The following is a 13,361-nucleotide window of genomic DNA, read 5'->3' as shown; positions in this document are numbered from 1 at the left end:
TATGAACGTCACATTCTCTGTCTACAGATACAATCCGGATGTTGATAACGTCCCCCATATGAAGGAATATCGTCTTGATATTCCTGAAGGTTCCGACATGATGGTGCTCGACGCACTGATCCAGTTGAAAGAGCTGGATCCCACGCTCGCCTTCCGCCGCTCTTGCCGCGAAGGGGTCTGTGGATCAGATGGTCTCAACATGAATGGCAAGAACGGTCTTGCCTGTATCACCCCGCTCTCCGACCTGCTGAAGAAGGGCAATAACGTCGTTATCCGCCCCTTGCCCGGCCTGCCGGTGATCCGTGATCTGGTGATCGACATGACCCAGTTCTACACCCAGTGGGAGAAGGTCAAACCCTTCCTCATCAATGATGACAAGTTGCCGCCGGTGCGTGAGCACCTGCAATCCCCCGAAGAGCGCGCCAAGCTTGACGGCCTGTACGAGTGCATTCTCTGTGCCTGCTGCTCCACTTCGTGCCCCTCCTTCTGGTGGAATCCCGACAAGTTCATCGGTCCGGCCGGGCTGCTCGCCGCCTACCGCTGGCTGGCTGACAGCCGCGACACCGCGACCACCGAACGACTGGGGAATCTGGACGACGCATTCAGCGTGTTCCGCTGCCATGGCATCATGAACTGCGTGAACGTCTGTCCGAAAGGCTTGAACCCGACCAAGGCGATTGGTCAGATCAAGTCGATGTTGCTCAATCGGGCTGTTTAGTATCAGGGCCGGCCAGGTGCTGGCCCGACCTCTGGATAGCCATCCCACCCGTGGCAGGATGGCTATTTGACCCCTACAAGCTGCGCAGCAGTAACAAGAAGTACAAGGGATAGAAATGCATAACGGCGTGATGAAGGCCTGGTTGGAGTCATCTCACCTGGCTGGTGCGAATGCAAGCTATATCGAGGATTTGTACGAATCCTTCCTGGAAAATCCTGACTCCGTGTCCGATGAGTGGCGCAGCCTGTTTAGCGAGCTGCCCCAGGTCAATGGCCATGCGGTTGAACAACCCCACTCCCAGGTCCGCGATTATTTCCGTCGTCTGGCCAAGGATCCCTCTCGCTACAGTGCCCCCGTATCCGATCCGCAAGTGGATGCCAAGCAGGTGCGGGTATTGCAGCTGATCAACGCCTTCCGTTTCCGTGGTCACCAGAATGCCAATCTGGACCCGCTGGGCCTGTGGCAGCGTGAAACCGTTGCCGAACTGGATCCTGCGTTCCACAACCTGCTGGGCGCAGATATGGAGGCCACCTTCAATGTGGGCTCCTACGCCATCGGTCGCGAGACCATGGTGCTCTCCGACCTCTACGCCTCGCTGAAGAAGACCTATTGCGGCTCCATCGGCGCCGACTACATGCACCTCACCTCCACGGAAGAGAAGCGCTGGCTGCAACAGCGTCTCGAATCCATTGAAGGGAAGGGGAGTTACACCCTCGAAGAGAAGACCCGTTTCCTCGAGAGCCTGACCGCCGCCGAAGGGCTGGAGAAATATCTGGGTGCCAAGTTCCCGGGAGCCAAGCGCTTCTCGCTGGAAGGTGGCGACGCCATGATCCCCATGCTCAAGGAGCTGATCCGTCGCGCCGGTGAGCAGGGCTGCAAAGAGGCCGTTATCGGTATGGCCCACCGCGGTCGCCTCAACGTGCTGATCAACGTGCTGGGCAAGCGCGCTCAGGATCTGTTCGACGAGTTTGCCGGCAAGCATGGTGAATCCTGGGGGACCGGTGATGTGAAGTACCATATGGGCTTCTCCTCCGACTTCGCCACCCCGGGTGGCAACGTCCACCTTGCGCTGGCGTTCAACCCCTCTCACCTCGAGATCGTCAACCCTGTGGTCATCGGCTCGGTCCGTGCTCGTATGGATCGTCGCGGTGACAAAGATGGCTCCAGCGTGTTGCCCATCACCATTCACGGTGACTCGGCCATGGCCGGTCAGGGCGTGGTGGCCGAGACCTTCAACATGTCCCAGACCCGTGCCTATGGCGTCGGCGGGACGGTGCGCATCGTCATCAACAACCAGGTTGGTTTCACCACCTCCTATATCCGTGACCTGCGTTCCACCGAATATTGCACCGACATCGCCAAGGCGGTGCAGGCGCCGGTGCTGCACGTCAACGGGGATGATCCGGAGGCTGTGGTGCTGGTGACCCAGATTGCACTGGATTACCGCAATACCTTCAAACGCGACGTGGTGATCGAGCTAGTCTGCTACCGTCGTCACGGTCACAACGAAGCGGATGAGCCGAGCGCCACCCAGCCTTTGATGTACCAGAAGATCAAGCAGCACCCGACCCCGCGCAAGATCTACGCCGATCAGCTGGTGGCCGAGGGGAGCCTCGCCCAGGAGCGGGCGACCGAACTGGTCAACGAGTATCGCGAAGCGCTGGATCGCGGCGAGCGGGTGAGCAAGGAGTGGCGGCCGATGGAGCTGCACTCTGTCGACTGGACCCCTTATCTGGGCCACGACTGGAACATGGCCTATGAGAGTGCCGTGCCGATGGATCACCTCAAGAGCCTCGGCGAGCGGGTGAGCCAGTATCCGGCGACCCACGTGCTGCAGCGTCAGGTCGAGAAGATTTACGAAGACCGCCGTCTGATGGCCGCTGGCGAGAAGTTGGTGGATTGGGGCTTTGCCGAGACTCTGGCCTACGCCACTCTGGTGGACAAGGGGTCCCGTATCCGCTTTACCGGTGAAGACTCCGGCCGTGGCACCTTCTTCCACCGCCACGCCGTGCTGCACAGCCAGACCGATGCCAGCACCTACACCCCGCTGTGCAACCTGCACGACGAGCAGGGCCCGTTCGAGGTGTATGACTCTGTGCTGACCGAGAACGCGGTACTGGCCTTTGAATATGGTTACGCCAGCGCCGAGCCGGCCGGCCTCACCATTTGGGAAGCCCAGTTCGGCGACTTCGCCAACTGTGCCCAGGTGGTGATCGACCAGTTCCTCTCCTCCGGTGAGCAAAAGTGGGGCCGTATGTGCGGCTTGACCATGCTGCTGCCACACGGTTACGAGGGGCAGGGCCCAGAGCACTCCTCCGCCCGTCTGGAGCGTTATCTGCAGATGTGTGCCCAGCACAACATGCAGGTGTGCGTGCCCTCTACCCCAGCACAGGTATTCCACATGCTGCGTCGTCAGGTAGTGCGCCCGATGCGCCGTCCGCTGATCGTCATGACGCCCAAATCTCTGCTGCGCCATCCGCTGGCGGTGAGCAAGCTTGAAGAGCTGGCGGAAGGTACCTTCCAGAACGCCATCGGCGAGATTGATGCGCTGGATCCGAAAGCGGTCAAGCGCGTGGTCTTCTGCTCCGGCAAGGTCTACTACGACCTGCTCGATGCCCGTCGCAAGGCCGAGCAGCAAGATGTGGCTCTGGTGCGAATTGAGCAGCTCTACCCCTTCCCGGAAGAGGAAGTGCGCGCCATTCTGGCCGATTACAGCCACGTCACCGACTTTGTCTGGTGTCAGGAAGAGCCGCAGAACCAGGGCGCCTGGTACTGCACCCGTCACCACTACGATGGCGTGCTGCCAGCCGGAGCCACCCTGCGTTATGCCGGTCGCCCCGCGTCAGCCTCACCGGCCGTCGGTTACATGTCTGTCCACGCCAAGCAGCAAAAAGCCTTGGTGGAAGATGCCCTTACCCTGTAAAGCCTCTGGCATAGAAGTAAAAAGGAACTGATTGGATGACTATCGAAATCAAGGTACCGGATCTGCCGGAATCAGTGGCCGATGCCACTATCGCTACCTGGCACAAAAAACCGGGCGATCTGGTCGCCCGTGACGAAGTGCTGGTCGACATCGAGACCGACAAGGTGGTGCTGGAAGTGCCGGCACCGCAAGCCGGTGTGCTGGGGGATATTCTGCAAGGGGAAGGGGCGACTGTGTTGTCCCGTCAACTGATTGCCATCCTCACCGCCGCCCCCGTGGCCGGTGAAGAGACCAAAGAGAAACCCGCTGAAGCGGTGGCCGATGATGGTGCCGATGGCCTGAGCCCCTCGGTACGCCGCCTGATTGGTGAGCACGATATCGACGTGACCAAGCTGACCGGTACCGGCAAGGGCGGTCGCATCACCAAGGATGATGTGGAAGCCTTCATCAAGGCCAAGAGCCAGCCTGCGGTAGCCGCACCGGTCGCCGCTGCCGTTCCGGCAGCCAAGGTTGCCCCGCTGGGTGGTCGTACCGACAAGCGGGTACCGATGACCCGTCTGCGCAAGCGCATTGCCGAGCGTCTGCTGGAAGCGAAAAACACCACCGCCATGCTGACCACCTTCAACGAGGTCAACATGAAGCCCATCATGGATCTGCGCAAGCAGTACGGCGAGATCTTCGAGAAGAAGCACGGCATCAAGCTCGGCTTTATGTCCTTCTACGTGAAGGCGGTGGTTGAGTCCCTCAAGCGCTATCCGGAAGTGAACGCGGCGCTCGATGGTGATGACGTGGTTTACCACAACTACTTCGACGTCAGCATCGCCGTCTCTACCCCCCGTGGTCTGGTGACGCCGGTGCTGCGCGACTGCGACAACATGAGCCTGGCGGACATCGAGAAGGCCATCAAGGATCTGGCGGGCAAGGGCCGTGACGGCAAGCTGACAGTGGATGAACTGACTGGCGGCAACTTCACCATCACCAACGGTGGCGTGTTCGGCTCCCTGATGTCCACCCCGATCATCAACCCGCCCCAGAGCGCCATTCTGGGCATGCACAAGATCCAGGATCGCCCGATGGCCGTTGACGGCAAGGTCGAGATCCTGCCGATGATGTATCTGGCGCTCTCCTACGATCACCGTCTCATCGACGGACGCGAATCGGTAGGCTTCCTGGTCTCCGTCAAGGAGCTGCTGGAAGACCCGACCCGTCTGTTGCTGGACGTCTAAGCCTGTGGCACCCGGGCAAGGGGTTTGCGCCCCGAGCCGGATGTGCTGCTGGACGTTTGAGTAATACCCGAGCGATTGAAAGATAACGAGGGGCCGCCCAGGCCCCCATTCACAGGGGATTGAGAAACACCAGCCCCGGACGGAAATACCTACAACACGGATAGAGCATCTATGAATCTGCATGAATATCAGGCAAAACAGCTGTTTGCCGAGTATGGCCTGCCGGTCTCCGAAGGTTATGCCTGTGCTACCCCACAAGAAGCGGCCGAAGCGGCCGACAAGATTGGCGGCAATACCTGGGTCGTCAAATGCCAGGTACACGCCGGTGGCCGCGGTAAAGCGGGCGGCGTGAAAGTGGCCAAGAGCAAGGATGAGATCCGTGCTTTTGCCCAAAACTGGCTTGGCAAGAATCTGGTGACCTACCAGACCGACGCCAACGGCCAGCCGGTCACCAAGATCCTGGTTGAATCCTGCACCGACATCGCCAAAGAGCTCTACCTGGGCGCCGTGGTTGACCGTGGCTCTCGCCGCGTGGTCTTCATGGCCTCGACCGAAGGTGGCGTGGATATCGAGAAGATTGCCCACGAAACCCCCCATCTGATCCACAAGGCGGCCATCGATCCGCTGGTGGGTCCGCAAGCTTATCAGGCCCGCGAACTGGCCTTCAAACTGGGTCTGGTCGGCGATCAGATCAAACAGTTCACCAAGATCTTCATGGGTCTGGGCCAGATGTTCCTGGATTGCGATTTCGCGCTGCTGGAGATCAACCCGCTGGTGATCACCGCGCAGGGCAACCTGCACTGCCTGGATGGCAAGATCAACATCGATGCCAACGCACTGTATCGTCAGCCCAAGCTGCGCGAGATGCACGACCCGTCACAAGATGACCCCCGCGAAGCGCACGCTGCCCAGTGGGAGCTCAACTATGTGGCCCTCGATGGCAACATCGGCTGCATGGTCAACGGCGCGGGTCTGGCCATGGGCACCATGGACATCGTCAACCTGCACGGCGGCAAGCCGGCCAACTTCCTTGACGTCGGCGGCGGCGCCACCAAGGAGCGCGTAACCGAGGCGTTCAAGATCATCCTCTCCGACAACAACGTCAAAGCGGTGCTGGTCAACATCTTCGGCGGCATCGTGCGCTGCGACATGATCGCAGAAGGCATCATTGGTGCGGTCAAGGAAGTGGGGGTCAAGGTGCCCGTCGTGGTCCGTCTGGAAGGCAACAACGCCGAGCTGGGTGGTATCAAGCTGGCCGAGAGCGGCCTCAACATCATTGCGGCCAAGAGTCTGACCGATGCCGCGCAGCAAGTCGTCAAAGCAGCGGAGGCCAACTGATGAGCGTACTGATCAACAAGGACACCCGAGTCATCTGCCAGGGCTTTACCGGCGGTCAGGGTACTTTCCACTCCGAGCAGGCGCTCTCCTACGGCACCCAGCTGGTGGGCGGCGTCTCCCCGGGTAAGGGCGGCACCACCCATCTGGGCCTGCCGGTGTTCAACACCGTCCGTGACGCGGTCGAAGCGACCGGCGCTACTGCCTCCGTCATCTATGTTCCGGCGCCGTTTTGCAAGGATGCCATCCTGGAAGCGATCGACGCGGGCATCAAGCTGATTGTCACCATCACCGAAGGCATCCCGACGCTGGATATGCTGGATGTCAAAGTGAAGCTGCAAGAGACCGGCGTGCGGATGATCGGCCCCAACTGCCCGGGCGTGATCACCCCGGGTGAGTGCAAGATCGGCATCATGCCGGGCCACATCCACAAGCCGGGCAAGGTGGGTATCGTCTCCCGCTCCGGCACCCTGACCTACGAAGCGGTCAAGCAGACCACTGACGAGGGCTTTGGCCAGTCCACCTGCGTTGGTATCGGTGGCGACCCCATCCCGGGCTCCAACTTTATCGACATTCTGGAGATGTTCCAGAACGATCCGCAGACCGAAGCGATCGTGATGATCGGCGAGATCGGCGGCAACGCCGAGGAAGATGCTGCCGCCTATATCAAGGCCCACGTCACCAAGCCGGTGGTCTCCTATATCGCGGGTGTTACTGCCCCTCCCGGCAAGCGGATGGGCCACGCTGGCGCCATCATTTCCGGTGGCAAGGGTACTGCCGCCGAGAAGTTTGCCGCGCTGGAAGATGCTGGCGTGAAAACCGTCCGCTCCCTGGCCGATATCGGCAAGGCCCTGCGCGAAGTAACCGGCTGGTAATTCCTGTTAGCCCGTTATCTCTAATAAAAGTGCCGCCCGATGGGCGGCATTTTTTATGGGTTTTAAAGTGGTTTGATTTAATCAATCATCGCGATTCAGGCGCTAAACGAATTTTATTACAGGAGACCAGAAACAGTGTGGATACTAAAATAGTCTGCGATTTGAACTTGTCAGATTGATTTGTTCCTTTACCCATTGCATCGAGTGACCTGTTTGTGGGGAATGCTAAAAGTCATGCAAGGATGTCAGTGAGATAACGTAGTGTCAGGAGGACATAATGATTTCACGTATTTTGGGAATTGGCTGCCTTACCAGTATCTGCTTGCCAACAGCATGGGCGGCGGATTGCCCGAACAGGCAACCGGGGCAGCATCTAGAGTTTCTTGGGCGTTCGGCTGACAATTCGGTATCACTATGGCTTTCAAGACCCGGTTCCGGGGGGAATTTTCGCCTCTCTGCTCCCGGGGTATCTGAAATCGATAGTTGGAATGCAAACCGCGCGTCGTTGCACTTGAGTGTCTCACCTGTAGTACTTGATGACCTTAACGGGACTCACAAACTGGATCTCCTCAATGCGGATGGTTCTTTCAACTGCTTCCTCGATTCGAGAAACCAGACCAATCCGGTATTTCCAAATATTCCCCCGATCGATGGGGGAGAGAGTAACGGTGGCACTGGTGGCGGAACCGGAGGTGGTGGCGGCAGCAATGGAGGAAGTGGTGGCGGAACCGGCGGTGGGGGGGGCGGCAATGGTGGAACTGGTGGCGGAACCGGCGGTGGGGATGGCAGCAATGGTGGTAGTGGTGGTGGCACCGGCGGTGGGAGTGACCCGATCCGCAATATTGTGACCAGTATCAGTGCAGATGCCTTGATGGGCTATTTGAGCGGCTCCCTCAGTATTTCAGATCGTGTCGTTGTCGGGCTTGACCAATTTGAAGATATTGCCAGTCAAAAGGGGTTGTGGCAGGTATGGACTGATGTACGCCATACCGGAGTCTCCGATGATCGTAACGAGATAGACACATCCGGACATGCCAACAGCTTTTTGATCGGTATACACAGATCCCTTGGTAAAGACGGGCTTGGCGGTATTGCATTTGCCAATAGCAAAACCTCTCTTGGCACGTTTGGCAGTTCGGTACGAAATGAGGGGGACAGCTTCTTTGTTGGGCCATATGGCGGCTATAGGCTAGATACGCACTGGCTGCTGGATGGCTGGGCTGCATGGGGACGAACTGATAACGATACCGAACTCGATGTACTTAAAGGGAGTTTCAAGACAACGACCGGGTTGATCTCAGCCAACCTGACCGGCGGCTACGACGTTGGTGAATATCTGCTGCGGCCCAAGCTTGCCCTCTTTTACAGTCACAATAAATCCGATGCGTTTGATTACACAGGCTCATTGCCTTATGCAAACCAGATTTATAACGTGACATTGCGGGTTAATGAAAACTCTTTTGAATATGCCACCAGTGAAGCATCAGGGGATATCAGTCGTATTTTCACCACAACCGATGGGGTTCAAATTATACCGGCCCTGCGTCTTGGGGTTCGTTATGATATTGAGCGTCCCAATGATGGTCAGATCCTGAATGAAAATCTGACAATGGAAAGTACGACCCCGTGGAGTGGATCTGCGCGGATTGCACTGGCGGTAGCCCCTCAGCGTCATCAGCGTTTTGAAGTTATCACTGGTTATTACAGTATCGGGCGTCAGGACCTTGACCTCTGGGATATTAGATTTAACGCCGCTGTGAATTTTTAATTAGAGTTGTAACAATATATGTGCTGACCTTCGGGTCAGCACATTGTTATGGATGATTGCCGATGAAGATGTTGATAGCTCATCCACGATGAGGTCGCCTGAGAGGCCAAGCGTTAGAGCCTGGTGCAATATCAAGGTCAAGTGAAATAACTTATTTATCCGCCTTGCCCGCTGCATCGGCAAGTTTGGCCAGCTGTTTGTCATACCAGGCCACCGGGCGGTTCTCATCTTCCGCCCGCTCCTTGCGCCGGATGGCATTGCGCACCGCCATGGCGCCCAGCCAGCGAAATGGCTCGGGCGGGAAGTAGCCGCGCGGGCCGCTGACCAGCGAGCATTCACGCCAGGGTTTATCCTCCTCCCGCACCTCGTCTCTCACTAGGGCCGCCAGGATCTGGCCGCCGATCCAGCTTTGCGCCACCCCGTTGCCGGAGTAACCGAGGCCATAGACAATATTGGGCTGCCCTCGCCAGTGGCCGAAGAAGGGAAGGCCATCTACTGAGCGGTCGGAGGCGCCGCACCAGCTGGCGGCGATGGGCACCTCTTTGAGCGCAGGAAAGAAGCGGCGCAGGGTGTGGGTGAGAGGGGCAAGATAACGGCTGGGGGCATCAAACTCGGCCAGATGGCGGTTGGCAAAGGCGAAGGTGTTGCCCCCCTTGCCCAGCATCAGCCGCCCTTGCGGGGTGGAGCGGTAGTAATGCACAAAGGTGCGGCCATCCACCACGGAGCGGCCGTGCTCAAGCTGCTGGGCAGCCAGTGCATCCGGCGCGGGGTCGGTGATCACCATATCGGAGGAGACCAGCACGATACTGCGGCGAAACTCGCGAAAGTGCTGCACCATGGCGCTGTTGAGGGCCAGCACCACCTTGCGGGCACGCACCTCACCTTGCGGTGTCTGCACCCGTGCCGGCTGACCCGCCTCAAGCCGCTGCATGGGGGAGTGCTCATAGACCTCGACCCCCAGCTCCCGCGCCACCCGCAGCAGGCCGCGCACCAAGAGCGCCGGTTGCACCGAGCCCGCGTGGGGGCTGTAGAGCCCCTCCAGATGAACGTGGGAGCCGCTCTGGCTCGCCAGTTCACCCTCTTCAATCGCCTGCCACTGGTTAAGGTCGGCTCGCTGTAGCTCCCGCAATACCGGCTCCATCAGGCCGCGCTGCGCCTCGCTGGTGGCGGTGTAGCAGGTGCCCTCGACCCTCAGCTGTGCCTCTATGTTGTGCGTTTCGCAGAAGCGGGCAATCTCGTGCACCGCCTGCTCGGATCTTTGCACCAGCCAGGCGGCCTGCTTTTCGCCAAAGAGGCGCTTTAAGGTCAGGTATTTGGCCGACCAGGTGAGCAGGCAGCCGCCGTTGCGCCCGGAGGCGCCGCTGCCGCAGCGATCTTTCTCCAGCACCATGATGCGTAAGGCTGGCTCGGCCTGTTTAAGGGCGATGGCGCTCCACAGCCCGGTAAAGCCGCCACCGACGATGCAGACATCGGCCTCGTGGTGGCCGTGAAGGGGCGTGGGCGGCACGGGCTGTTCGGCGGCGAGCGCCTCGGCCAGCCAGAAGGGGAGAGTGGACATGATGACTCCTCGATAAGGTTATTGGTGGCGCCAGCGCTGGGTGCGATCCAGCAGGGCGCGGCTCAAAAAGAGCTGGAGCAGCTTGACGGTGGCGGCGGCCAGCAGGATCAGGGTGGCCATGGCGGCGGCCGCGGCGGTATCGCCGGAATCCTCCATGTTCAGCACGGCGATGGAGGCGAGCACGCTGTCGCTCGAATAGAGGAAGATCACCGCCGAGGTGGTGGTCATGGCGTTGACGAACAGATAGATAAAGATCTCCAAGAGCGCTGGCAGGGAGGCGGGCAGGGTGACTCGCCAGAACGCCTTCCAGAGCGGAATGCGCAATGAGATGGCCACCAGCTCCAGCTCCTTGGGCAACTGCTTGAGGCTGGTCAGCGCCGTCATATGGCCCACGGTGTAGTAGTGGATGACGCAGGAGAGCACCATCAGCGGCAGGGTGCCGTATAGGCTGCCAAAGAGCGGATTGCCGTTGAAAAAGAAGATGTAACCGAGCCCCAGTACCATGCCGGGCACCGCCAGCGACAGCATGGCAAGCAGATGCAACAGCTGGCGCAGCGGCGCAAAGTGGCGCCCCTTCTCCTGCGCCCAGGCCAGCACCATCACCAGCACGGTGCCGATAAGCGCGGTATAGAGGCCCAGCTGCAAGGTGTTGGTAAAGGGCTGCCAGCCGTAGACGCTGTTGCTGTCAAAGGCGTAGTGATCCAGCGTCAGCCCGAGGTTGTAGGGCCAGAACTGCACCAGGGAGCCGTAAACGGCCATGCCCACCAGTGCCAGAAACAGCAGGGCCCAGAGCGTGCACCAACCGAGTGCCAGCAGATCACGCAGCCGGTGGGGTTTGGGCTGATAGGGCACCGCCTTGGTGCTGCTCTGCTCTTGCATCTTGCTGCGTACCCTGTGCTCCAGCGCAAAGCTCAACAGTGCCGGCAGCAGCAGGGTGACGCTGGCCACTGCGCCCAGCGAGAAGTTCTGCATTCCGATCACCTGCCGGTAGATGTCGGTAGCCAGCACGCTGTACTGGCCGCCAATCACCTTGGCTACCCCGAAGTCGCAGATGGTGAGGGTGAAGACCGCGATGGCTGCGCTGAGCAGGCCATAACGGGCGGTAGGCAGGGTGACGGTGACAAAGGTGCGCCAGCCGCTGCTGCCGAGCACCCGGGAGGCTTCATAGAGGCGGGCATCGCTCTGGCCCAGCGCCGTGATAAGGATCATCAGGGCGTGGGGGAAGCACCAGAAGCCAAGGCCAATGACGATGCCGATGGGGCCGTAGATGCTCTCGCCGCCGAGCAGCCCCTTGGCGATCCCCTGATTGCCAAACCAGTAGACCAGACTGATGGCGGGCAGCAGGGAGGGCATCAGGAGCGGGATCAAACCGATGAGGCGAAACAGGGGCTTGCCCGGCATGCAGGTGCGGGTGAGGGCATAGGCGTAGCCAAAGGCGATGGTCACCACCAGCGCGGTGATCAGCACCCCGAGCCAGAGGGTGTTGCCGATGGTGCGCCCCAGATGAGGGGAGTCGAAGTAGGCGCTGAAGTTGGCAAGGCTCACCCAGAGGCCGTTCTCATCCTGCAGACTCTTTTGCAGCATGGTGAGCAGTGGCAGCAACAGACCGCCGGTGAGCAGGGCGATGCCGAGCACCAGCAGGATCAGTTGCAGCAGCTGATCCCGGCTCCAGCCGCGACAGAGCCGCTGCCAGCGAGAGTCTTGGCGGGCTGTCACTGGTGGCAGCAGGGAGGAGGTCGCAAAGGGGGCAGTCATGGGCGTTCTCCTTCAAACAGCTGCATCGCCCCGGCAGGCCAGTGCAGTGAGCAGCGCATGCCGCTGCGCCAGCCACCCTGTTCGTGGCGGGGCAGCTCGTGGGTCGGGCGCTCCACCAGAATTTGCTGCGGGCCCAGATAGGTGTCGGCGGTGCAGATAAGGCGCTGGGCGGCGCCGAGAAACTCCACCTGATCGATGGTTGCTTCAACGCCATGTTGGCCAAGATACGGCTCGCTCGGCGCACTCAGGGTGATTGCCTCGGGGCGGATCGCCACCTGCAATTTGCTGCCGGCCGCGGCCTGATTGGCGAGTTGCAGCGGTTGTTCGTTGAGGCGCACCTGATTGGGGCTCAGCACCAGGGTCTCGAGGAAGTTCATGGTACCGACAAAGCTTGCCACGAAACGGCTGGCAGGCTGGTGGTAGATTTCCTGCGGAGTGCCCACCTGTACGATGCGGCCGCCCTCCATCACCACGATGCGATCGGCCATGGTCAGCGCCTCTTCCTGATCGTGGGTCACCATGATGGTGGTGATGCCAAGGCGCTGCTGCAGGGCGCGGATCTCGCTGCGAAGGTGGGTGCGTACCAGCGCATCCAGCGCGCTGAGCGGTTCGTCCAGCAGCAACAGACCGGGGGAGAGGGCGAGCGCCCGGGCCAGCGCCACCCGCTGCTGCTGGCCGCCAGAGATCTGGCTCGGGTATTTGTGGGACTGGGCAGTGAGATCCACCAGCCCCAGCCAGTGATCGACTCGCTCCTTGATAAGATCCCGCGCCAGCCCCTGATTCTCAAGGCCAAAGGCGATGTTCTGGGCCACCGTCAGGTTGGGGAAGAGAGCATAGGACTGAAACACGATGCCAAAATCGCGCTCCTGGGGCGGCAGGCGGGAGATATTGCGCCCCCCTTGCCAGATCTCGCCGCTGTCCGGCAGATCCAAGCCGGCGATGGCTCTGAGCAGAGTGGTCTTGCCGCAGCCGGAGGGGCCGAGAAAGCAGATAAACTCCCCCGGCTCAATGGTCAGAGAGATCCCTTTAAGGGCCTGAAAAGCACCGAACTGCTTGTTGAGATGTTGAATGTCCAGATAGGGCTGGGTCATGGTTCGACTCGCTACTGATTTGGTATATACCAGTTTGCGGGTGAAGTGTGACGGTCAGGTGAACGGGGGATGACAGCTTGATGACAGTCAAATGACATCGGGTCGCCAGCAA

Annotated in this window: 9 protein-coding genes; 6 read left to right on the top strand and 3 right to left on the bottom strand. The window is 60.0% G+C overall.

Features of this window, described 5'->3' with window-relative positions; all coding sequences use genetic code 11:
• Position 1 precedes the first annotated feature (1 nt).
• The 6 genes from I6L34_RS01110 (at position 2) to I6L34_RS01085 (ending at position 8,845) form a co-directional block, all read left to right on the top strand.
• Entirely contained in the window at positions 2–718 is a 717-nt protein-coding gene (locus I6L34_RS01110) for a succinate dehydrogenase iron-sulfur subunit (RefSeq protein WP_005333549.1), read from the top strand.
• A gap of 115 nt (positions 719–833) precedes the next feature.
• Positions 834–3,641: a 2-oxoglutarate dehydrogenase E1 component gene (gene sucA / locus I6L34_RS01105; RefSeq protein WP_216955374.1), complete on the top strand. Its 2,808-nt coding sequence runs from the start codon at positions 834–836 to the stop codon at positions 3,639–3,641.
• A 35-nt stretch (positions 3,642–3,676) separates the two neighbouring features.
• Entirely contained in the window at positions 3,677–4,867 is a 1,191-nt protein-coding gene (gene odhB / locus I6L34_RS01100; protein ID WP_216955373.1) for a 2-oxoglutarate dehydrogenase complex dihydrolipoyllysine-residue succinyltransferase, read from the top strand.
• 171 nt (positions 4,868–5,038) lie between these two features.
• The gene (sucC, locus tag I6L34_RS01095; RefSeq protein ID WP_005333544.1) at positions 5,039–6,205 is read left to right on the top strand and encodes an ADP-forming succinate--CoA ligase subunit beta; all 1,167 of its coding nucleotides are present in this window, start codon (positions 5,039–5,041) and stop codon (positions 6,203–6,205) included.
• On the top strand, positions 6,205–7,077 hold the full coding sequence (sucD, locus tag I6L34_RS01090) for a succinate--CoA ligase subunit alpha (RefSeq protein ID WP_005333542.1): 873 nt from the start codon (positions 6,205–6,207) through the stop codon (positions 7,075–7,077). The genes sucC and sucD overlap by 1 nt, the downstream gene beginning before the upstream one ends.
• 277 nt (positions 7,078–7,354) lie before the next feature.
• Positions 7,355–8,845 (top strand): autotransporter outer membrane beta-barrel domain-containing protein, encoded by a 1,491-nt coding sequence (locus tag I6L34_RS01085; RefSeq protein WP_216955372.1) that lies wholly within the window; start codon positions 7,355–7,357, stop codon positions 8,843–8,845.
• A gap of 151 nt (positions 8,846–8,996) precedes the next feature.
• Here the strand turns inward: I6L34_RS01085 and I6L34_RS01080 are convergent, their stop codons facing one another.
• The 3 genes from I6L34_RS01080 to I6L34_RS01070 are packed head-to-tail and all read right to left on the bottom strand — an operon-like array spanning position 8,997 to position 13,249.
• The gene (locus I6L34_RS01080) at positions 8,997–10,403 is read right to left on the bottom strand and encodes an FAD-dependent oxidoreductase (protein ID WP_216955371.1); all 1,407 of its coding nucleotides are present in this window, start codon (positions 10,401–10,403) and stop codon (positions 8,997–8,999) included.
• 18 nt (positions 10,404–10,421) lie between these two features.
• Positions 10,422–12,158: a putative 2-aminoethylphosphonate ABC transporter permease subunit gene (locus I6L34_RS01075; RefSeq protein WP_216955370.1), complete on the bottom strand. Its 1,737-nt coding sequence runs from the start codon at positions 12,156–12,158 to the stop codon at positions 10,422–10,424.
• A complete protein-coding gene (locus I6L34_RS01070) occupies positions 12,155–13,249 on the bottom strand; it encodes a putative 2-aminoethylphosphonate ABC transporter ATP-binding protein (RefSeq protein WP_069529342.1) in 1,095 nt (364 codons plus the stop codon). The genes I6L34_RS01075 and I6L34_RS01070 overlap by 4 nt, the downstream gene beginning before the upstream one ends.
• Positions 13,250–13,361: the final 112 nt, after the last annotated feature.

Origin of the sequence: Aeromonas sp. FDAARGOS 1404 (assembly GCF_019047085.1) — a bacterium.
Lineage (GTDB): Bacteria > Pseudomonadota > Gammaproteobacteria > Enterobacterales > Aeromonadaceae > Aeromonas > Aeromonas veronii.
Note: the sequence above shows the minus strand (reverse complement) of the source record. Positions and strands in the feature narration are given on the sequence as shown.